Raw genomic sequence first — 20302 nt, forward strand, 5'->3', positions numbered from 1 at the left:
ACCCAGTCATTTAGTCTGCCGTCACAATCGCGTACAAGGTACCCAATGGAGGGATCATGGCGGATCCGATCGTGGTCGCCGAGGGGCTGCACAAGTCCTTCGGCGACACCCGTGCACTACGCGGCCTGGACCTGAGCGTCCTGGCGGGAACGGTCTGCGGCGTGCTGGGGCCGAACGGCGCGGGAAAGACGACCGCGGTGCGCATCCTGGCGACCCTGTCCGAGCCCGATGCCGGGCACGCCCGAATCGCCGGATACGACGTCGTCCGCGAGGCCGCCCAGGTGCGGGCCAGGATCGGGCTCGCGGGTCAGTACGCCGCCGTGGACGAAAAGCTGACCGGCCGCGGCAACCTGCGCATGTTCGGGCGCCTCTACCACCTGTCCCGGCGCGAGGCGCACCGGCGGGCCGACGAACTGCTCGAACGCTTCGGCCTGACGGACGCCGCCGACCGCCAGGTCACCGGCTACTCCGGCGGCATGCGGCGTCGCCTCGACCTGATCACCTGCCTCATCCTGCGCCCCGAGGTGCTCTTCCTGGATGAGCCGACCACCGGCCTGGATCCGCGCAGCCGGGGCGAGATCTGGGACGGCATCCGCGAGCTGGTGGCCGACGGCACCACGGTGCTGCTCACCACGCAGTACCTGGACGAGGCCGACCACCTGGCCGACGACATCGCCGTCATCGACCACGGGCAGGTGATCGCCACGGGCACTCCCGACGAGCTGAAGGCCACGGTCGGAAACCGCCTCGACGTCACCCTCGAAGACCCCGCCGCGCTGCGCCCGGCGGCGGTCGTCCTGACCACCCTGGCCGGCGCCGATCCCACGGCGACCGACGCCAACCGGCTCACCGTCGCCCTGCCCGCCGCCGGCCTCCGGCTCGCCGACATCGTGCGCGAACTCGACCGTGCCGGGGTCGCCGCCGCCGACGTGAGCCTGCGCCGCCCCACCCTCGACGAGGTGTTCCTGCGCCTCACCGACCGGAAGGAGAACGTCCGATGACCGCCCTCACCTCGCCACTGGGCCGCCTGCGCTGGACGCTCACCGACGGGCTGACCCTGGTCGGTCGCGAGCTGGGACGGCTGCGGCAAGAGCCCGGGCAGATTGTCGCAGCGCTGGTCTTCCCGGTCATCATGGTGGTGCTGTTCGGGTACGTCCTCGGCAGTGCGATCGTCGTGCCGGGCGGCGGCGACTACCGCGAGTACCTCATGCCCGGCCTGTTCGCGATGGTGATCTTCACGGCCGTGCAGGGGGTCATGGGACGGATGGCCGCCGACGCCTCCCGCGGCGTGATGGATCGCTTCCGCTCCATGCCGATGGCGCGGCTGGCGGTGCCGTTCGGGCAGACCGGCGCCGACTCCCTGGTCGGCGTGCCGCTGCTGACCGCCATGGTCGCCACAGGCCTGCTGGTGGGCTGGCAGCCGCACCGCGGCCTGATCCCCACAGCGGGGGCGTTCCTGCTGATAATGCTGCTGCGGTACGCGCTGAGCTGGGTGGGCGTCTACCTGGGCCTGGTGGTGAAGGACGAGCAGAGCGCCGCCCAGTTGGTGCCGTTGTTCCTGCCGATCACGATGCTGTCCAACGCGTTCGTCCCGACCGGCGGCATGCCCGGCTGGCTGCGGTTCATCGCCGACTGGAACCCGATCAGCGCGCTCACCGCCGCCTCCCGGCAACTGTTCGGCAACCCGGGAGCCCCGTCCGGAGACGCGGCCTGGCCGCTCGCGCACCCGGTTGCCGCCGTCCTGCTCTGGTCAGCCGCACTGCTGGTCGTGTTCGTCCCGCTGTCGCTGCGCGCCAACATGCGCAGGGGACGGTGAACACCCGGGCCGGCGGGCCTGAAAACCCGCCGCCCCGGGTCAACGAACGCGACCGCGACACGGCCGTGACGCGCCTGCAGGAGGCATACGCCGAAGGGCGCATCTCACATCAGGTGATGGACCGACGCCTCCACCAGGTGCTCACCGCCACGACGCACAGCGAACTCGTACAGGCTCTGGCCTCCCTCCCGGGCGAGAACGCGGACACCATCTCGACGATCGCCGCCGTCAGCGGACGGATCCGGCGCCGCGGCGCCTGGCGGGTCCCGCGGATCCTCAAGGTCGAATCCGCACTCGGGCGGGTGCACCTGGACCTATCCCGGGCGGTCATCGAGCACCCGGTCATCGACATCGAGATGCGACTCGGCACCGGCCGGGCCAGTATCACGGTTCCTCGCGACGCGATCGTCGACATCGAGCATCTGCACACCGGGTGGAAGGACACGTTCTACAAGCCCCGGCGGCGCTCCCACCCCGGCGGCCCGACGATCCGCATCTCCGGGACCATGGGAATGGGACGGTTGAGGATCCGCCACGCGTGGCGTTGAGACCCCGGTGGCGAGTCCCGCCTCATCGGGCGATCCGCGCTCGATGAGGCAGGGGCGACGCGCACGAGCGCAGCCTCAGCCAGAACCTGGCCGAAGCCACACCACCCGGGGCTCGCCCCTGCGAAGGCGGAGCCGGGCGGATCGGCCGGGGATGTCGGTGTCGTTTGCGGGCTACCGGGGTTGGCCGGCGTGGTGGACCCCTGCGCCGGGCGCGACGCGAAGGAGAGAAGTCGCCGACACCGAAATCCGAGCGAAGGAACAAGCGAAGAGAGGTCCCCGCTTCCGGGTGAACTCCGGGCCGCGACGGAGTTCGGCTCACCGGAGGTGTTCCCGTGTGAGGAACCTGAGTGGAGAATCAAGCCAGACCGCAGGCCAGCAGGAAGATCGCGGTCCCGTGGGCGAGGGCCGCGGCGATGACCCCGTGGCGTAGCCTCAGGAAGGCGCAGATCAATCCCTCGAACAGGGTGAAGACCAGCAGCGGCCAGCCGACACCGGTCACCGTGGAGGCCAGGAAGACGTGACAGGTGGCGAACAGCACCGCCGACAACAGTGCCGCCCGCCGGGGGCCGTTGTGCTCTTCCAGACGGCCCTGCAGGAAACCGCGAAACAGTACCTCTTCGGCCAGGTTGCCGGCCAGGCAGAAGAACAGCAGCACCGGCAGTAGACCGAGGGCGACCGCTCCGCCGCGCTCGGGCAGTGGCGTGAACTGCGACAGCAGCAGCACCGGGGCGGCAGCCAGCACGCCGCCGCCGACGCCGAGCCCCACCGTGGCGATTCCGAAGCGGCCCCAGCGCACCAGCGCACGAAGGCCGCGATCCAGGCGCAGCACGAGCGCGGTCAGCGCTACCGTGCTCACGCCGAACACCAGCAAGATCCCCGAATGGTCGGTGAAGCGCAGCCACGGCACCATGCCGGCGGCCCCGAAGCGCCAGAAGCCCAGGGGTGTCATCGCGTCGCGGATCAGCACGAACCCGAAGACGAGCACCATGATCCGCAGCAGGGGGTCGCCTTCGGTGCGCGTTAAGGCGAAACAGGCTCCGATCAGCAGGAGGCCGGGCAGGACCCGGCCGGCGTAGGTCAGGAGTTCGGGCAGCACGAAGAGGTCTCCGTTCAAGGGGGGGAGAGGGGAGGGGACACGAACCGGCGCCTGTCGTTCCATAATGCGAGTTGTTCTCAGTTTTTGGTACTCGCATTGGAGGCCCGTGCTCACACCCCGTAAACACCCCCGTCAGCAGCGCTCACGCGAGACCGTGGAGGCGATCCTGCAAGCGGCTGCTCAGCTTTTCCAGCGGTACGGTTACGCCGACACCACCACCAACAAGATCGCCGAACGGGCAGGGGTGTCCATCGGCTCCCTCTATCAGTACTTTCCCAACAAGGACGCGCTGCTGGTCGCGCTGGCCGAGCATCACCTGAGCCAGGCCGCCGAGCAGGTCGCCCTGGTCTTCACCCGCGCCGCCGACGACCACCCGACGCTGCACCAGTTGCTGACCGACCTGGTGCGGTGCGTGGCAGCCCTGCACACCGATCGGCCCGGCCTGCACCGGCTGCTGTTCGATCTGGCACCTCGCACCCCCGATCTGGTCGCCCGCTTCCGCCACGCCGAACAGCAGATCGCTCACGCCCTCGCCCGCGAGTTGCACCGGCTCGACGCCGGCGCTCCCGACCCGGAGACGACCGCGCTGCTGGCCGTCCAAGGTATCGAGGCCCACATCCACGGCGCCCTGCTCGACCCCCCGGCGGAAAGCGGCGCCACCGACCGCATCCAGGCGGTCATCCACCTGTGGCATCGGGCCCTGGCCCGGCGGTAGTCCCGGAGGGGGTGATCGTCCTCAACGACCTGCTCCAGCGCGGCGTCGCCGTCACGGTGCCGGAGGGCATCGCGGCCGGCGAGCGCGCCGAGCGTTCCCCGATCCTGGATCTGACTCTCGCCCTGTCGGAGGACCGGCGCCGCGACATCGTCCGCAAGACCAAGAACGGCCTGGACGCCGCCCGCCGCCGAGGCCACCGTTTCAGAGGCTGCGGGCGGTGATGTCGCCGCTGGAGGCGGTGGCGCGGATGTCCAGGACGGCGGTGCCGTCGTTCTTCAGGGCGTTGGTGATCCGGCCGTAGGAGGTGCCGGCGTCCAGGGAGGCCGAGACCCCGGCGGCGGCGCCGACCGAGATGTCACCGGACTGGGTGCGCAGCACCACCGTGCCGCCCATGGCCTCGGTGATGCGGATGTCGCCCCGTGCGGTGCTGATGTCCGCGGGGCCGCCCAGCCGGCCGACCTCGACGTCGCCGTCGAACGCGGTGAGGCGGAGGGCGGCGGCCTCGTCGATTTTGATCTGGCGGTAGGCGCCGTCGAAGGTGACGTCGCCGAGGCGGCCGACGCCGCGCAGTTCGGAGCCGGCGGTGGTGGCCTTGATGTGGGAGCCGGTGGGCAGTTTGACGGTGACCTCGATGGATCCGGAGGGGCCGAAGAGCTGGTGGCCGGACTGGGGGGTGTGGATGTGCAGGACGCCGTCGGTGTAGACGACCGTGGTCTGTTCGGCGGCCTTGACGTCGCGGTTCTTGGTGGGGTTGGTGGGCCGGATCTCGACGGTGGTGTCGGCCCGGTCGGCGGCGATGAGCTGGATGCGTCCGGCGGGGATGTCCAGGACGGTGGTGATCGGGGCGGGGGTGGTGAAGGTCTGCATGGGGTGCTCCTTGCGCTGTGCCGTGTTGTTTCTGACATCGCAAACGCTACGTTGCTTTTCCTGGTGAGACAACAGGTTCGTTGCGCTTAACTGGCATAAATGCAGGTAGAGTCGAGAAAATCGTTGCGGAGACTGTGAAAATTAATGCAATAATGATCACTCATTCGTTGCGTTGTGTTGTAGGTGAACGCTAGGCTGGAACCGTCAGGGACCACCCAGAGGGCAGCAAGGAGACCATGATGGCCGGAGGCAGGCTCACCCAGCAGGACCGCCAGCAGATCGCGCTGGGACTGGCCGACGGCCTCCCCTACGCCGAGATCGCCCGGCGTCTCGACCGCCCCACCTCCACGATCACCCGTGAGGTGATGCGCAACGGCGGCCCCACCGCCTACCGCGCCGAGTTGGCCCACCGTGCCACCGAACGCCGCGCCCACCGGCGCAGGTCCGCCTCCTCCCGGGGGCCGGAGTCGGTCCCCCAGCCTCACGGACGCGACGCCGAGGCCGTGGCCGAGTACGAGGAGACGCTCACCACCGTCTTCATGGCCTCGGGCACGCCCAAGATGATGTCCCGGGTGCTGTCCTGCCTGTGCACCACCGACACGGGCAGCCTCACCGCGTCCGAACTCGCCCAGCGCCTCCAGGTCAGCCCGGCGACCATCTCCAAAGCGATCACGTTCCTCGAAAGCCAGGGCCTCATCCGCCGCGAACGCGACGAACGCCGCCGCGAGCGCTACGTCGTCGACGACGACGTCTGGTACCAATCAATGATGGCCAGCGTCCGCGGCACCGCCCAGGTCGCCGAGACCGCACGGCAGGGCGTCGGCATCCTCGGCTCCGGCACCCCGGCCGCCACCCGCCTCGAAAACATCGCCCGCTTCCTCGACTTCGTCTCCGAGAGCCTGGCCCGCGCCGCGGACCAGGCCCGCGAAGTCCTCCATACGAAGGTCGAAGCGACTCCGGGCGGCACTGCCCGGCCAGGTTCGGATCGCGGATAGACAGCCGCCTCGACGGTCACAGCCATGAGACGAAGCCGGCCGTGTCCTTTCCGGACGGCACTGCCCGGCCACGTTCGGATCGCGGATAACAGCCGTCTTGATGGTCACAGCCATGATCTGGCCGAACGGCCGCTTCCCTGAGGGAAGCGGCCGTTCGAGGTCGGTCGATAAGGTGATCCAGTGATATTGACGAATTTCGGGCACGCCTGTGTGCGCGTGCAGGACGGCGATCGGATGCTGGTGATCGATCCGGGCACCTTCTCCGAGGCGGAGGCCGCGCTGTCCGGCGCCACGGCCGTGCTCGTCTCGCACGAGCACGCCGACCACATCGACGTCGAGGCGCTCAAGGCGGCCCTGGCGGGCAACCCCACGCTGACCGTCCACACCCATGCGGCGTTGGCCGCGGAACTCGGCGAGGGAGCGGTCGCGGTCGCCGCGGGCGAGACCTTCACCGCCGCCGGCTTCACCGTGAAGGCCGTCGGTGGCGAACACGCCGAGGTCATCGACGGCCTGCCCGGCTGCCCGAATCTCGGGTTCCTCGTGGATGGCCTCTACCATCCGGGGGATTCCTTCTTCGTGCCCTCCGAAGAGGTCGACACCCTGCTGGTTCCGGCGTCCGGGCCTTGGGTGAAGATCGGTGAGGCCATCACTTTCGTCCGAGGCGTCCGGCCTGCGCGGGCGTTCCCGATCCACGACGTCCAGCTCAGCAAGATTGGTCTGGAGTACTTCGACGCGTGGCTCGAAGAGGAGACCGACTACGCCCGAATCCCGGCAGGCGCATCCGTCGATCTTTAGGCTGCCCGTTCCAGGTGGTCGGCCGGCGCACGGGTCACGGTGGCCGGGCGTTCGAGTTGACCAGGTGAGACACGACGCCGACGATGACAAGATCGCTAGCACGCGGCGTGTGGTCGGCTGCTCAGCCGGTGGAATGCCATTCGCGTACGGTGCGGCGGTATGGCGTGAGCCGGAGTGCGGCTCAGCCGTTTTCCTTCGCGATCACTTCGCGTACGGCCGGGGCGATTTCTCTGGCCCAGCGGCCGAGGGAGACGTCGTCGTGCGCGGCGTGGCCGGGCGGGAAGAGGATGAAGCCCGACGCGCCGTGCTCCAGCACGGCCGCGGTCAATTCCTCGGCCCACTGGCCGACGGAGCCACCGATCCAGCGACCGTCGCGGTCACGCGTGGCGGGTAGCGGCCGGTCGGTGACGCGTCCGGGGAAGTTGAAGACCGTACGGATCTCGCGCGGATCGCGGCCCAGGGCCGCCGCCGCTTCGTCGATGACCGGCCGCGACTTCCGGTATCGCTCGCTGAGCCAATCCGCCGCGTGGCCGGGAATCCAGCCGTCGGCCACCCGGCCGGTGGCGGCCAGGGATTTCGGGCCGACCGATCCGGTCCACACGGAAGGCGCGGCCACCGGAGCCGGCTCGATCTGTTCCACCCGGTAGTGGCGGCCCTGGTAGCTGACCGGTGGACCGCCACCCGACAGCATCTTGACCAGGACGATCGCCTCCTCGAAGGCGTCCACGGCATCACCCGGTGACAGCCGCGGCACTCCCATGTCGGAGATCCGATCCCACAGCCCGCCCGCACCCATGCCGAGCACGATGCGACCGCCAGACAGCGCCGACAGCGACGTCACCGTTCGCGCCAGCATGGGAGCGGGCCGGGTCGGCAGGTTGGTGACGTTGGCGAAGCCGGAGATGTGCTGCGTACGTCCGAGGATGAATCCGATGGAGGCGTAGGCGTCCAGGCGCCCGCCGATGTAGGGGTGGTCCGACAACGAGAAGATGTCAAGCCCGTCACGGTCAGCCTGCTGAGCCATGCGCAGCAGCTCCGGCACCTCGTCGATGCCGGTATGCACGCCGAACCCGAAGACGACTCCTTGTGCAGACAATGTTCTGCCTTTCATTCGAGAGGCTACTTCACCATTTGGCCAACTGTGGGCTATATGTCCACGAAGGCGTGGCGGCACGGCGACTTCGGCGACAACCCGGCGTGATCACCGGTGCGCTGACGTTCGGCGCTGGGGCGTGATCACCGGGCGTACGCTTCGGGCGCAGGCCCGGCCCCGTTCGGGGCGGGCGGCGGGAACGGCTCGTCCAGCTTGGCCGGCGTGCCGTCGTCGAGCGTGACGGACAGCGCGAGGCGATCCCGTCGAGTTGACGAACGCGTCCTGGGGATCGATGAGGATGACGCCGGCCTCGGCGTCCGGTGCCCTGGCAACAGTCGAACCCCCGTAATCCTCACCGATGACCGCAACTGTACGACTCATGATTCACGCCCCACGGACAAAGAGTTGAGTTCGTACTACGAACTATATTGGTTCGTGATGCGAACTGCAATCTTGTCTTCGGGTGCGACAGGGCGGTCTTAGCGTTTGTGGTCGGCGGGGGCTCCTTCGTCGGGTTCCAGGAAGACCACGGGAACCTCGTTGTCCAGCACGACGCGGCCGAGCAGGCCGGCGAGCGTGTCGTGTTCGGCGGCGGCGAGTCCCGCGGTCAGCTTCTCGATCCGCCGGCACGTCTCGGCATAGAACTCTCCCGCGAGCCTGCCGCCCTGCCGGGTGAGCGCGACCCGCACCGCACGCATGTCCTGTGGGTCAGGTTCGCGCCGGACCATGCCGTTGCGCTCGGTGCGGTCCACCAGGCCGGTAAGGCTCGACTTGGCCAGCCCCAACATCGCGCCCAATTCGCTCATGCCGTACGGCTGGACCATCAGGACGCACAGCAACTGTCCCTGCTGCGAGGTGAGGCCGTACTCCCGGGCGGACTCGGCGTACACGGCATTCACCAAGAACGTGGACCGGACCAGCGCGGCCACAACCCCGATCTGGCCATCGTCTTTTTTACCCACTCGGCCAGGGTAACATTTCAAGAGCCTTGCAATTCGTAGGACGAACTACCTGTCGTTCTGCACAATGCGCGCCTCCGGCATCGCGGTCACCCTGGTCGTCCACGAACCAAACGGCTCAGCCGAGGCCTCGTCCCGGCCGAGCTCGCCGAACAGCCCCGCGCCTACGACATCGGCCTGGCATTCCTCACCGGCATGGCGCTTCGGGTGAGACCGACGATGGCCAGGACGCCGTCGGGACGCACCGGCCGCCTCAATAGGGTTGTTCTATGACCGCTGAACCAGCACACGTCGTCCCCGCCACGTGCGTGACCTCGCTTCGCCTGGCCACTCGGAATGCCGCCGCTTTCTGGACCGCTCTCGCGGAGACCCGCGGGCACGGACTGTTCCGTCGCCCCGGGTTCGTCGGCGTGGACGGAAGCGAGCGCAGCGGCCTGCGGATCCTGCTCCTCACCCCGGAGCCGAACGCGGACGATCTTGCCGAGCTGACGGAACTGGCCCGGCGCCGACCGGACGGCAAGGTGGCCATCGAGGACCCGTTCAGCTCGGTCGACGTGAGCGATCTGGACCTGACCCCCCGGCGGCTCCCCGTCATGATCCGCAATCCCGGTCCGGCCCCCGCGGCGTCCACCGTGCAGGTCGATCGCGTGGAACTGGGCGATCAGCTGGAGATCGTGGAACGGATCGTGGTCCACGGATTCCCCCTGCCGAGCTTCCAGCCCTACCACCCGGGTGAGGTGTTCCCCAAGGGCCTGCTGGAACGCCAGGGAGTCGACCTGTTCCTCGCCACACGAGACGGAGCACACGCCGGGGCCTGTATGACGGTCACCGACGATGCGGTCAGCGGGGTCTACTGGTTGACCACCCTGCCCGAACACCGGTCGCGGGGGATCGGACGGGCACTCATGCACGCGGTACTGGGACATCTGAAGGGCCCCGTCACCCTGACCTCCGCGACAGCCGGCAAGCCGCTCTACGACTCCCTCGGATTCGACACCGTCACCCGCGCGACCTGGTGGGGATGACCATCGCCTGTACGACCTGGGGTCGAAGGACAATGACTCGTGGCCGTGGGCCGGTCCGCGCCGCCGTCCGGGAGCCGATGACGGGCACGTGATTAGAGCGGCAGTTCGCGGGCACATGCAGGGCACCGGCCGACCACGGAGGCCCCTCCGGGCGACAGGCCGGAAATCATTGGATTCACACATGTCTGCATACGAATTTCCAGATGGCCTGATAGAGATTCAGCGCGACTACGAGAAAGCCAACGCCCACGTCGAGAAACTGGTCGCCGCCCTCCCGTCGGCACTGGACATCATGACCGGCAAACCGAAGACCACCGACAAGCAGAATGACGAATTACAGAAGGCCCGCGAGGCGCGACTGCAAGCGCAGGAGAAGCGCGACCAGCACCCGTGGCTGCTGGGCGTGGACGACCAGTACGCCGCCAGGATGCAACTGTGGAAGGCCGCGCGCTCCAGCGAGTGAAACCTCCCGCGCCTGGCCTCTCTTCTCGCCGCCGCGCCGGCCAGACCGCGACCGGGCCATGGCGCGTCCCTCCGCGCAGGACCGTGGTCAGCGCAGGTCGCGGAAGAACTCCCGGATGTCGGCCGTCAACAGGGCGGGTTCCTCCAGCGCGGCGAAGTGGCCGCCCCGGTCGACGTCGACCCACCGGGTGATGGTGTTGGCCGCCTCGTCGTAACGACGGATGGCGACGTCGTGCGCGAAGACGATCGACGCGGTGGGCACGCCGGAGTTCGGGTACGTCACGCCCCAGCCGGAGGCTTGCGCGTAGCCGACGTACGCCGCCGAGCCGGCCGTGCCGCTGAGCCAGTAGATCATCACGTTGGTCAGCAGCCGATCCCGGTCGATGATCTTGTCAGGCGGTACGGACCGCGGGTGCGTCCATTCCCGGAACTTGTCCATGATCCAGGCGAGCTGCCCGACCGGAGAGTCGGTCAGGCCGTAGGCCAGAGTCTGTGGCCGGGTCGCCTGGATCGCGATGTATCCGAATTCCTCCTGCTGGAATGCCTCGATTCGGCGGAGCCGGTCGTGTTCGAGCTCCGACAGAGCGGCGAGCTCCTCATCGGGCAGTGGCAGCGGCGGTAGCGTGGCACCGCCGTTGACATGCACGCCCGTGACCCGGTCCGGGGCCACCCGGCCCAGTTGCGGGCCGATCGAGGCGCCGAGGTCGCCACCCTGTGCCCCGTACCGCTCGTAGCCCAGCCGGTCCATCAGCTCGGCCCAGGTACGGGCGATGCGATCGGTGTCCCAGCCGCCGTCGGCGGTCGGCCCGGAGAAGCCGAACCCGGGTAGCGACGGGATGACGACGTGGAACGCGTCGGCCGGGTCGCCGCCGTGTGCCCCCGGGTCGGTCAGCGGCCCGATGAGGTCGAGGAACTCTGCCACCGAGCCGGGCCAGCCGTGTGTCAGTACCAGCGGGAACGCGGTCGGCTCCGGCGAGCGGACGTGCAGGAAGTGGATTCGCTGGTCGTCGATGACGGTGGTGAACTGCGGGAACGCGTTCAGGTGTGTCTCGGCGGCCCGCCAGTCGTAGTCGGTGCGCCAGTAGTCGACCAGCTCGCGCAGCCAGGTCGTCGGGACGCCGGTGTCCCAGTCGTCGCCCGGCAGCGCGACGGGCCAGCGGGTACGGCCGAGCCGTTCGCGCAGGTCGTCGAGTTGTTCTTGCGGGATATCGATGCGGAACGGGGTGATGTCCTCACTCATGGGGCCGACTGTAGGGATCGGAGCGGACAGCTCCTGTCCTAGTGGCCCGTCACGCAACCTTGGACGGGTAATTGATCTCCTGGGGTGAACCCGTCAGGCTGGCTGCTTCCGCAAGATAGGGAGGTGGTCATGGCGCGCCGACCAGAGGTGTTCGTCCGGCCGTTGTCGATGGAGGAAGGCCGCAGACTGCAGCGGATCACGAGGACCGCGAAGGATCCGATCAAGTTGCGGCGGGCGATCGTGGTGATGATGTCCGGCCAGGGCCAGTCGGTGCCGGACATCACCTCGTTGATGCAGGTCGGTGACGACTACGTCCGTGATGTCATCCACGCCTTCAACGAGCGGGGGTTTGACGCGCTGGACCCAAAATGGAGCGGGGGCCGTCCCCCGGCGATCAGTGAGCGGGTGCGTGAGCGCATCTGCCTGATCGCCAAGACGGTCCCCGCTGAGTGGGGCATCGCCGGCATGTCGACCTGGAGCCTGCGCACGCTGGCCGAGCACCTCATCGCCCGAGGGGTGGTGGCGGCGATCAGCCGCGAGCATCTGCGGCGGATCCTGCGCAAGGGCGGGGTGAGCTGGCAGACCACCACGACGTGGAAGGCATCCACCGACCCGCACTTCATCGCCAAGATGCGACGCGTGCTGAAGCTGTATGACAGCCCGCCCGCTGATGGGCGGGTGATCTGCGTCGATGAGCTCGGGCCGCTGAATCTGCTGCCGCGTAAGGGCAAACGGTGGCGACCTCAGGGTTCACCGGCCCGGCTGCGGGCCACCTACCATCGCTACGACGGCGTCATGCAGATGATCGCGGCCCTGGATCTGGCCACCGGCAAGCTGTTTTACCGCATCCGCAAACGCAAACGCTGGCGGGAGTTCTTGTCCTTCCTCAAGACGCTCCGGGCGCGCTGGCCTGGCGAAAAACTGCATGTGATCATGGATAACTACTCGCCGCACAAGCACCGCGAGGTCCGCGCCTGGGCGGCTGCCAACGATGTCGAGCTGGTGTTCCTGCCGACCTATGGCTCGTGGTTGAACTGGATCGAGTCCGAATTCGCCGCCTTGCGCTACTACGCCCTCAATGGCACTGATCACCGCAGCCATGCCGAGCAGAACGCGGCGATCGGCGCCTATGTGCGCTGGCGCAACGCCCAAGCCCGGCCCAAGACGAACTTCGCCGCCAGCTCACCCATCAGAAGCTGGACCAGTTACCCGGCCAAGGTTGCGTGACGGGCCACTAGCTCACCGGCAGGCTTGAGCACATGCTGGAAACCTCGGCGCGGTTGCTGCGCCTGCTGTCCCTGCTGCAGACACCCCGCGACTGGACCGGGGCCGACCTGGCCGAGCGCCTCGAGGTCGACGTGCGGACCGTCCGCCGGGACGTCGACAAGCTGCGGACTCTCGGTTACCCGGTTCACGCCACTCCGGGCGTGCCCGGCTACCGGCTGGGCGCCGGTGCGAAACTTCCGCCGCTGCTCCTGGACGACGACGAGGCGATCGCCGTCGCCATCGGGCTCGGCATCGCCGCGACCGGCACGGTGGCCGGCATCGAGGAGGCATCCGTACGCGCGCTCACCAAGCTCGAGCAGGTCCTTCCGTCGCGGCTGCGCCACCGGGTCACCCTATTGCACTCGGTGACCGTGACCGTCCCCGCCGCCGGTCCGACCGTCGAACCCGAGGTCCTGACCGCCGTCGCCGTGGCCTGCCGTGACCACCAACGGCTCCGCTTCGACTACCGCGGCCACGACGGTAGGGCGTCGGTCCGTACGGCGGAGCCCCACCGCCTCGTGCACACCGGCCGCCGGTGGTACCTGATCGCCTGGGACCTCGAGCGCGCCGGCTGGCGCACGTACCGGGTGGACCGGCTGGCGCCCCGCATCCCGACGGGTCCCCGTTTCACCCCGCGCGAGGCACCCGACATCGACCTCGCCGCGTATCTGTCACACGGCGTCTCGACCGCGGCCTACCGCTACCGGGCGCGCGTCACCGTACACGTCGCGGCCGAGGTGGCGGCTGAGCGGATCCCTCCGACCGTCGGCGTCATCGAGTCCGTCGACCCGCACACCTGCCTCCTGCACACCGGGTCGAACTCCCTCGACGAACTCACGCTCTACCTCGGCCTGTTCGACCTCCCCTTCACCGTTCACGAACCACCCGAACTGATCGCGCACATCCGCGACCTCGCCACCCGCCTCACCGACGCCGTCCGGTGACCCGTCCAGTCAGGAGGTCGTGGCGGATTCAGGCGATCAGCAGGCGAAGACCGAGCTCCGCCTCGTCGAGATCGACGAGGTCCCGGTTGCGTTCGGCCCACCGACCGGACGCGAGGTCGTCTCGGAGGCTGTCCACCGCGCGCTGCTCGGCGTCCGGCCCGACTCTGGCCCAGACCGACACACCGCGGCGGACACTCTCCTCCAGGTAAGCCTCGGGCCGACGCCAGTAGGCCTCGAAGAGGCCGTCGGTGCAGTCCCACGGGATGGGCACCGGTTCCATCCGGGCTCCGATCGCGCCGGCCTGCTCGGTCACCGAAGGCCGGCCGGCAAGGAGGTTCGCGACCTCAGGCAGGTAGTCGCGAGTAAGCCAGAACCGATGACGCCATCCGGCGTCACCGGTGTCGTGCGTGAACACCACCACGCGGCGAGCGACCCGCCGCATCTCACGCAGGCCGGCGATCGGGTCCTGCCAGTGATGAACGGAGGAAACAGCCATCGCGGCATCGAAGGACCGGTCATCGAACGGCAGGCTCTCGGCAGATCCAACCAGGCACGGCGCCGCGTTCGGAAGGCGCTGCGAACGCATGAGCGCCGACGGTTCCACCGCGAGGACGTGACGGTCGGGGGGCTCGTAGGACCCGGTGCCCGCCCCGACGTTCAGTACGGTCCGGGCATCGCCGAGCGCAGCCCAGATCCGCGCGGCGATGCGCGGTTCAGTGCGCCGTGTCACGGTGTAGGTGGCTCCGATGGTGTCGTACAACTGCGCGCCGGACATTGACACTGCCTTTCTGGCTGTCATCCATCGTCCCCGCACAGTGCTCTATGGCCTGGGTAACGTGTCACTACACGGGATGTCACTTGATCGCTATTTCACCATGTTGATTGTCATGTACGACGCCAACGTGAGGCCATCCCACTGCGTTGAAGACCGCGAGCTTCCCGTCGGCGACCCCCTGCAGCTCCTTTTCGATGATCCGGAAGAACGGGTCCAGCGCGGCGAAGTCGGCGATGTCGTCCGTGGTCATGCTCACCCCTCCGCCGGGGCGTTCCAGGCGTGGACGTTGCGCTGGGCGAAGTCGCGGAAGGTGGTCGGCGGCCTGCCGATGACCTTCTCGATGTCGTCGTTGGGGGTGGAGCCGTTGCCGGAGACGATGGCGCCGGTGAGCCACCGCAGCATCACCGCGTAGTCGGCGGGGACGACGCCGGCGGCGACCGCGCCGTTGATCCACGTGTCGCGGTCGATGTCGTGATGCGAGACGGGTCGACCGGACACGGAGGCGATGATGTCGGCGACTTCGCTGACGGTGAGAGCCTGGGGGCCGGTGGGCGCGTACTGTGCGCCGGCGTGGGCGTCGGGATGGAGCAGCGTCTCGACCGCGACCGCCGCGATGTCGGCTGCGTCGACGAAGGTCTCTGTGCCGCCGCCGGTCGGTACCGTGATCGCTCCGTCGATGACCGGTAGGTGTTCGTCGCTGAAGTTCTGCATCACCCACGCGGGGCGCAGGATGGAATGCGTGATCGCCTGCCGGTGGGCGAGGCCGGTCTCGACTGCGGCGATGTCGACCTCCTGCGGCGCCTTGTCGCCGTTATATGTGCTCAGGTAGGTGACGTGACGGACTCCGGTGGCTTCGGCGAGGTCCAGGAAGGCGGCTACCTGGTCGGCGTAGGTGACTCGCATGATCGGTGTCACCAGGTAGACGCGGTCGACGCCGGCGAGCGCGTCGGCGTGGGTGGTCGTATCGTCCCAGTCGAACAGCACATCGCTGCCGTGGCGCGATGCGGTGCGGGCACTGAGTCCTCGTTCGGTGAGCATCTTCGCCACGAGTGAGCCGGTTCTCCCGGTGCCTCCGAGGATGAGCGCGGTCTGCGGTTCATTGAACATGTTTCAATGCTCGGAGAGTCCGGCGAGAGAATCAATGTGCCTCACGCTCATTTGTTTGCGTGAAACGCTTGTCACCTTGACTAGGACGATAGTCTCGCGCAGTCTCGTCTCGTGGACCTGTTGCATGATCATCTCGTGCGAGCGCGTGCCGGCGGCGCCGTTTTCGCCCGGACGGTGGCCGAGCCGCCGTGGGGGCTACGCCTGGCCGGCTCGATCCAGCTCGCCGTACACGCGGTCGTCCGGGGCAGGGGATGGCTGTGGCTCGACGCGCCCGAGAGCGCTGTGGAACTCACACCGGGGAACGTGACGCTCGTTCGTGGTGGGCCTGACCACTACATAGGGCACGAGCCAGGCGCCGACTGCCTCGAACCGGAAGAATTCCGCGCCCGCCACGCGCACGAAGGGCGCGCCGACGCCCCACGGGCGACGGTGTTTCTGTGTGGCGCCTACCAGTTCTCCGGCGACGTCGGCAGCGGGCTGCTCGACGCACTGCCCCAGGTTCTGACTCTCTCGTCGGCGATCGACGATCCCATCCGGGACGTGGTCACGTTACTGTCACGTGAGCTGGCCGAATCGGAACCAGGCCAGCCGACCGTGCTGGACCGGCTGCTCGACGTGCTTCTTGTACTGGCCATCCGCAGCGACTTCCGCCGGAGCCCGACCGCACCGCGCTGGTACCGGGCCTCGGTCGACCCGCGGCTGCACGCCGCGCTGCAGGCCATGCACGAGGACACCGCCCATCCCTGGACCGTCCCCGAGCTCGCCGCGATCAGCGGCCTCTCACGGGCCGCCTTCGCACGGGCCTTCCGGGATGCACTCGGCCAGGCTCCCATGCAGTATCTGACCGACTGGCGGATGACCCTGGCCCGGGATCATCTGCGCGCCGACAAGCTCAGCCTCGCACGTATCGCCGGCGCCGTCGGCTACAGCTCGCCCTACGCGTTCGCGGCGGCTTTCCGCCGCCACCACGGGCAACCGCCGGGCGTCTGGCGCCAACGAGAGGCAATCCGCGCAGACCCGGCCTCCGGCACCGGCCACCTCACCGCCTGACCATCGCCCGGCACGGCTCTTGCCGGCCGTCACCGAACCGGCGAGGAGATCAATTTCCTACCGCTGATTTCTGCACTCAGCCTCCTCGAAGGCCAACCGAGCCGACTCCACCGAACTCGAGGTACGTCAAGAGCTCCACAAAGCCCAGCGCGGTTCGGTATGGAGCGGCCCGAATCGCGTCAGCGGCGACCCGCGGAAGGCGGCACCTCTCAGGATGACACTCCGTAGCGGGCGGCGACCGCGGCGGCGCGGTCGCGCAGGGAGGTGCGCAACCACTGCGGGGCCAGGGCTTCCGCGTTCGTGCTGAGCTGCCACAGCGCCCATTCGGCGTGTCTCGGATCTTGGAAGGTCACCTCCAGCCGCAGCCGGCCCTCCGCGTCGGTTTCTTCGGTGAGGACGGCCAGCGCGGTGCCCACCAGGTCCTCCCGCCGCGCCGGGTCCATCCGTACCAGCACGGGGACCTGGTCGCCGCCGGTCCGGAACCGCGTGCTGCGTTCCTGCCAGGCCCGGTCCAGATCGACCCGGTCCGGTCGCTGTGCGGGTTCGGCGAGTTCCTCGGCGGCCAAGACCCGGGACAGCCGGTAGGTGCGGTCCGCGCCAGACCTCGTGGCCAGCAGGTAGCCGCAGTCGCGTACGGTGACCAGGCCGATCGGGTCCACCGTGCGCCACTTCGGGGTCTGGTCCACGGCCGCGTAGTGGATGCGCAGCTTGTGTCCGGCGAACACCGCGCGCAGGACCTCGGCGACGATGGCGTCAGGCACCTCCTCGGCGACCAGCCGGCGCGAGAGGAGGTCGGTCTTCGGGTCGATGAGCAATCGCCCGGCCGCGCCGGCCGCGGTGTCCCGATAGCTTTCGGGCAGCGCGTCGACCACCTTGAGCATCGCCGAAGCGAGCGCCGAGCCGAGGCCGAATACCTGCGCGCCGCGCCGCGATCCGGCGACCAGCAGGGCAAGGGCCTCGTCGGGGTTCAGTCCGGTGAGCTCGCTCCGGAAACCGGGCAACAACGCGAAACCGCCGTGCCGGCCGCGTTCGGCGTAGACGGGGACACCGGCTGTGGACAGCGCCTCGATGTCGCGCAGCACGGTGCGGGTGGACACCTCCAGCTCGCGGGCCAGCGCCGCCGCCGACAGCCGACCGTGCTGCCGCAGCAGCAGTACCAGCGAGACCAACCGGTCGGCGCGCATCCAAAAACTTTACAGCGAATACACGACACAGGATGTCGTGTATTCGCTGGGAGGCTCATCACCACGACGTCGAGGACGGCGGCTACCGAGCCGATGGACGTACGTGATGCCGACGAATCGAATGGAGCTGGTGTGACGATGGAACGAACGGCGGTCAACCCGTGGGCGTGGTCGGTGGAGATGGGCTACAACCAGGGTGAGCTCGTCTCCGGGCACACCCGGACCCTGTACTGCGCCGGGCAGACCGCGATGAGCGGCGACGGCAAGCTCCAGCATGCCGATGACATGGCGGCGCAGCTGGCGCTGAGCCTCGACAACCTGGAGGCCGTGCTCGGCGAGGCCGGCATGTCCCTCGCGAACCTCGTCCGGCTCAACGTCTACACCACCGACGTCGATCGGCTTTTCCAGGACTACGGCGTGCTGGCGTCACGGTTGGGCGCCGCCGGGGTGGCGCCGTCCACCACGATGCTCGGGGTGACACGGCTGGCGATCCCCGACCTGATGGTCGAGCTTGAGGGGACCGCCGTCGCCTGATGCGACCTCGCCGCCTCCGGCAGGGCCGCCGGAGGCGGCACGAGCAGCGGGCAGGCGGGTGATTTCCGGCGCTCGGGGTGGTGACGATCGGCGTCTGTGGCTTCGGCGGTGAGTCCTTCCCGCAACGACCGCGGCACGTGGACGCCCGCCTGCCGCTCGACGTACGCCGGCGCCGCGGTGTCCGCGGGCCCGAGTACGCCTGGGCGAACTCACGCCGGCTGCGGGCGACCCGGTGGGGTTGAGCGTCCCGTTGCCGAAGCGGCGGATGGTGTGGGGCAGGGGAGTGGAAGGTGATCCGGTGAGGATCCACGTCGCCGAGCCGGCATCGCCTGCGGATCCGCGGGCCCTTGTTGCGGATGGCAAGAGCGCAAGCGGGTTCCCTGCGGATGCGGCTGAACACGATCAGCTTATTAATCTACATTGTAAAGTCGCTCGATTGAATTCAAGATCATTAACAACGGACTGAAGGCCCTCCGGCAGAAACGGAGGGGGCCTGCTGTGGATCTTCGGTGTGAGCTGGTCAAGGCCGGGGTTGGCCAGGTGATGGCCGGGTGGTTGCCGGTGTGGTCGACGTGCGTCAGCGGCGCCTGATCATCTGTGCCCGGCGGTTTCGGTGCCGGCCAGGAGCATTTCCAGCAAGGCGTTCGCGGGGGAGGCGAGCTGGTACATGACCAGCTTGCCGTCCCGCCGCGAGGTCGCCAGGCCGGCGTTGCGCAGGACGCGCAGATGGTGGGAGACGAGGTTCTGGTTGAAGCCGCAGACCCAGGCCAGGTCGCAGACGCACATCTCGCCTCCGGTGGACAGGGCCAGCGTGACGCGCAGCCGGGAGGGGTCGGCGAGGGCTTTGGCGCGTTCGGCCGCCGAGGCCAGGTTCGGCTCGGCGGTCAGACGGACGCGGACCTGTTCGGCGTGGGGAAAGTCGAGGCAGAGAAGGTCGCATTGCTCGTCACTCACCCGGTCACGCTAACAGCCGGCCTTCGGATCGGGGCTCACCGGGTGTGGTGGGGTCGAGCGGCGGATTCGACCCAGATACATATCAACATCCATTAGATTGATCCGGTGTCGGCGGCATCCCCCTGATGTGAGGAGTGTGAGAGTGTCGAAGACACCAGCCCGGGCTCAGGCTCGGCGCGAGAAGCTTGAGGCCATGCGCGCCGAGGAACGGCGCGAGAGCATGCGCAGGAAGAACATCACGATCTCGCTGGCGGTGATCGGCGTGTTCGTGGTCGTGCTGGGCGCGGTGTTCGCGATCAATCGGTTCGGGTCCGGGTCTGATACCGCGGTCGCGGCGGCCGACGGGTCCCGGCTGGTCCGGGCCGACAGCCACCGCGTGCAAACGGCCGCTGACGGCAAGGTGACCTTGGTGGAATTCCTCGACTTCGAATGCGAGGCCTGCCGGGCCGCCTTCCCCATCGTGGAAGAGCTGCGCAAGGAGTACGCCGGGAAGGTGACCTTCGTGGTGCGTTATTTCCCTCTTCCCAGCCACTTCAACGCCGAGCGCGCCGCGCGCGCTGTCGAGGCCGCTGCCGGGCAGGGTAAGTTCGAGGCGATGTATCAGCGGATGTATCAGACCCAGACGGAGTGGGGGGAGAAGCAGGTTCCCGCCGACGACCTCTTCCGGAAGTTCGCTGGGGATCTGGGCCTGGACATGGCCGCCTGGGACAAGGCCTACAGCGACCCGGCCACCCTGACCCGGATCAAGAAGGACGTCGCCGACGGCGAGGCCTTGGGCGTGCAGGGGACACCGACGTTCTTCCTCAACGGCGAGAAGCTCGAACCCGAATCCTCGGATGACATCAAGGCGGCCATCGATGCAGCACTCGCCGGCTGA

24 protein-coding genes are annotated in these 20302 nt (G+C 68.5%); 14 read left to right on the forward strand and 10 right to left on the reverse strand.

What is annotated here, in order from left to right; genetic code table 11:
• Nucleotides 1–56: 56 nt before the first annotated feature.
• From J2853_RS10585 to J2853_RS10595, 3 genes are read left to right on the forward strand one after another with little or no spacing between them, the layout of a single operon-like run.
• Complete coding sequence (locus J2853_RS10585) at nucleotides 57–1001, forward strand: ATP-binding cassette domain-containing protein (protein WP_307556838.1); 945 nt, start codon at nucleotides 57–59, stop codon at nucleotides 999–1001.
• The gene (locus tag J2853_RS10590) at nucleotides 998–1816 is read left to right on the forward strand and encodes an ABC transporter permease (RefSeq protein WP_307556839.1); all 819 of its coding nucleotides are present in this window, start codon (nucleotides 998–1000) and stop codon (nucleotides 1814–1816) included. Before J2853_RS10585 ends, J2853_RS10590 begins: the two co-directional genes overlap by 4 nt.
• Complete coding sequence (locus J2853_RS10595; protein WP_307556840.1) at nucleotides 1813–2364, forward strand: DUF1707 SHOCT-like domain-containing protein; 552 nt, start codon at nucleotides 1813–1815, stop codon at nucleotides 2362–2364. Before J2853_RS10590 ends, J2853_RS10595 begins: the two co-directional genes overlap by 4 nt.
• Before the next feature lie 355 nt (nucleotides 2365–2719).
• Here the strand turns inward: J2853_RS10595 and J2853_RS10600 are convergent, their stop codons facing one another.
• Nucleotides 2720–3478: a CPBP family intramembrane glutamic endopeptidase gene (locus tag J2853_RS10600; protein ID WP_307556841.1), complete on the reverse strand. Its 759-nt coding sequence runs from the start codon at nucleotides 3476–3478 to the stop codon at nucleotides 2720–2722.
• Between the two features lie 88 nt (nucleotides 3479–3566).
• Between J2853_RS10600 and J2853_RS10605 the strand changes: the two genes are divergently transcribed.
• The gene (locus J2853_RS10605; protein ID WP_307556842.1) at nucleotides 3567–4175 is read left to right on the forward strand and encodes a TetR/AcrR family transcriptional regulator; all 609 of its coding nucleotides are present in this window, start codon (nucleotides 3567–3569) and stop codon (nucleotides 4173–4175) included.
• Between the two features lie 11 nt (nucleotides 4176–4186).
• Nucleotides 4187–4396 (forward strand): hypothetical protein, encoded by a 210-nt coding sequence (locus J2853_RS10610; protein ID WP_307556843.1) that lies wholly within the window; start codon nucleotides 4187–4189, stop codon nucleotides 4394–4396.
• Here the strand turns inward: J2853_RS10610 and J2853_RS10615 are convergent.
• The gene (locus J2853_RS10615) at nucleotides 4377–5042 is read right to left on the reverse strand and encodes a DUF4097 family beta strand repeat-containing protein (RefSeq protein ID WP_307556845.1); all 666 of its coding nucleotides are present in this window, start codon (nucleotides 5040–5042) and stop codon (nucleotides 4377–4379) included. The two genes, J2853_RS10610 and J2853_RS10615, sit on opposite strands and share 20 nt — an antisense overlap.
• 239 nt (nucleotides 5043–5281) lie before the next feature.
• Here J2853_RS10615 and J2853_RS47800 point away from each other — a divergent pair, with 239 nt between their 5' ends.
• Together J2853_RS47800 and J2853_RS10630 are read left to right on the forward strand one after the other, a co-directional pair.
• Nucleotides 5282–6037, forward strand: a complete 756-nt coding sequence (locus J2853_RS47800; protein ID WP_370879220.1) for a helix-turn-helix domain-containing protein — start codon at nucleotides 5282–5284, stop codon at nucleotides 6035–6037.
• Nucleotides 6038–6217: 180 nt separating this feature from the next.
• Nucleotides 6218–6832, forward strand: coding sequence for an MBL fold metallo-hydrolase (locus tag J2853_RS10630; protein WP_307556847.1), 615 nt, complete (start codon nucleotides 6218–6220; stop codon nucleotides 6830–6832).
• A 181-nt stretch (nucleotides 6833–7013) separates the two neighbouring features.
• Here J2853_RS10630 and J2853_RS10635 read toward each other — a convergent pair whose 3' ends face one another.
• Both J2853_RS10635 and J2853_RS10640 read right to left on the reverse strand, forming a co-directional pair.
• A complete protein-coding gene (locus J2853_RS10635) occupies nucleotides 7014–7928 on the reverse strand; it encodes an LLM class flavin-dependent oxidoreductase (RefSeq protein ID WP_307556849.1) in 915 nt (304 codons plus the stop codon).
• A 476-nt stretch (nucleotides 7929–8404) separates the two neighbouring features.
• Complete coding sequence (locus tag J2853_RS10640) at nucleotides 8405–8887, reverse strand: MarR family winged helix-turn-helix transcriptional regulator (protein ID WP_307556851.1); 483 nt, start codon at nucleotides 8885–8887, stop codon at nucleotides 8405–8407.
• Between the two features lie 266 nt (nucleotides 8888–9153).
• Between J2853_RS10640 and J2853_RS10645 the strand changes: the two genes are divergently transcribed.
• On the forward strand, nucleotides 9154–9909 hold the full coding sequence (locus J2853_RS10645; RefSeq protein WP_307556853.1) for a GNAT family N-acetyltransferase: 756 nt from the start codon (nucleotides 9154–9156) through the stop codon (nucleotides 9907–9909).
• A 181-nt stretch (nucleotides 9910–10090) separates the two neighbouring features.
• Nucleotides 10091–10372 (forward strand): DUF8825 domain-containing protein, encoded by a 282-nt coding sequence (locus tag J2853_RS10650; protein WP_307556855.1) that lies wholly within the window; start codon nucleotides 10091–10093, stop codon nucleotides 10370–10372.
• Nucleotides 10373–10459: 87 nt separating this feature from the next.
• Here J2853_RS10650 and J2853_RS10655 read toward each other — a convergent pair whose 3' ends face one another.
• Nucleotides 10460–11611, reverse strand: a complete 1152-nt coding sequence (locus J2853_RS10655) for an epoxide hydrolase family protein (RefSeq protein WP_307556857.1) — start codon at nucleotides 11609–11611, stop codon at nucleotides 10460–10462.
• 129 nt (nucleotides 11612–11740) lie between these two features.
• Here J2853_RS10655 and J2853_RS10660 point away from each other — a divergent pair, with 129 nt between their 5' ends.
• Nucleotides 11741–12838 carry an IS630 family transposase gene (locus tag J2853_RS10660; RefSeq protein WP_307554255.1) on the forward strand — a complete coding sequence of 366 codons (1098 nt, stop codon included), beginning with the start codon at nucleotides 11741–11743 and terminating at the stop codon, nucleotides 12836–12838.
• A 32-nt stretch (nucleotides 12839–12870) separates the two neighbouring features.
• On the forward strand, nucleotides 12871–13821 hold the full coding sequence (locus J2853_RS10665; RefSeq protein WP_307556858.1) for a helix-turn-helix transcriptional regulator: 951 nt from the start codon (nucleotides 12871–12873) through the stop codon (nucleotides 13819–13821).
• Between the two features lie 28 nt (nucleotides 13822–13849).
• On the opposite strand, the gene J2853_RS10670 is transcribed toward J2853_RS10665, so the two are convergent.
• From J2853_RS10670 to J2853_RS10680, 3 genes are read right to left on the reverse strand one after another with little or no spacing between them, the layout of a single operon-like run.
• Entirely contained in the window at nucleotides 13850–14620 is a 771-nt protein-coding gene (locus tag J2853_RS10670; RefSeq protein WP_307556860.1) for a class I SAM-dependent methyltransferase, read from the reverse strand.
• Between the two features lie 55 nt (nucleotides 14621–14675).
• Nucleotides 14676–14846, reverse strand: coding sequence for a hypothetical protein (locus tag J2853_RS10675; protein WP_307556862.1), 171 nt, complete (start codon nucleotides 14844–14846; stop codon nucleotides 14676–14678).
• Nucleotides 14847–14848: 2 nt separating this feature from the next.
• Nucleotides 14849–15703 carry an NmrA family NAD(P)-binding protein gene (locus J2853_RS10680; protein ID WP_307556864.1) on the reverse strand — a complete coding sequence of 285 codons (855 nt, stop codon included), beginning with the start codon at nucleotides 15701–15703 and terminating at the stop codon, nucleotides 14849–14851.
• 111 nt (nucleotides 15704–15814) lie between these two features.
• Between J2853_RS10680 and J2853_RS10685 the strand changes: the two genes are divergently transcribed.
• Nucleotides 15815–16753, forward strand: coding sequence for an AraC family transcriptional regulator (locus J2853_RS10685; RefSeq protein ID WP_307556865.1), 939 nt, complete (start codon nucleotides 15815–15817; stop codon nucleotides 16751–16753).
• 209 nt (nucleotides 16754–16962) lie between these two features.
• Here the strand turns inward: J2853_RS10685 and J2853_RS10690 are convergent, their stop codons facing one another.
• The gene (locus tag J2853_RS10690) at nucleotides 16963–17937 is read right to left on the reverse strand and encodes a helix-turn-helix transcriptional regulator (RefSeq protein WP_307556866.1); all 975 of its coding nucleotides are present in this window, start codon (nucleotides 17935–17937) and stop codon (nucleotides 16963–16965) included.
• A gap of 138 nt (nucleotides 17938–18075) precedes the next feature.
• Between J2853_RS10690 and J2853_RS10695 the strand changes: the two genes are divergently transcribed.
• Nucleotides 18076–18471: a RidA family protein gene (locus J2853_RS10695; protein WP_307568644.1), complete on the forward strand. Its 396-nt coding sequence runs from the start codon at nucleotides 18076–18078 to the stop codon at nucleotides 18469–18471.
• A 591-nt stretch (nucleotides 18472–19062) separates the two neighbouring features.
• Here the strand turns inward: J2853_RS10695 and J2853_RS10700 are convergent.
• Nucleotides 19063–19425 carry an ArsR/SmtB family transcription factor gene (locus J2853_RS10700; protein WP_307556868.1) on the reverse strand — a complete coding sequence of 121 codons (363 nt, stop codon included), beginning with the start codon at nucleotides 19423–19425 and terminating at the stop codon, nucleotides 19063–19065.
• Nucleotides 19426–19618: 193 nt separating this feature from the next.
• Here J2853_RS10700 and J2853_RS10705 point away from each other — a divergent pair, with 193 nt between their 5' ends.
• The gene (locus tag J2853_RS10705; protein ID WP_307556870.1) at nucleotides 19619–20302 is read left to right on the forward strand and encodes a DsbA family protein; all 684 of its coding nucleotides are present in this window, start codon (nucleotides 19619–19621) and stop codon (nucleotides 20300–20302) included.

Origin of the sequence: Streptosporangium lutulentum, assembly GCF_030811455.1 — a bacterium.
GTDB classification, from domain to species: domain Bacteria; phylum Actinomycetota; class Actinomycetes; order Streptosporangiales; family Streptosporangiaceae; genus Streptosporangium; species Streptosporangium lutulentum.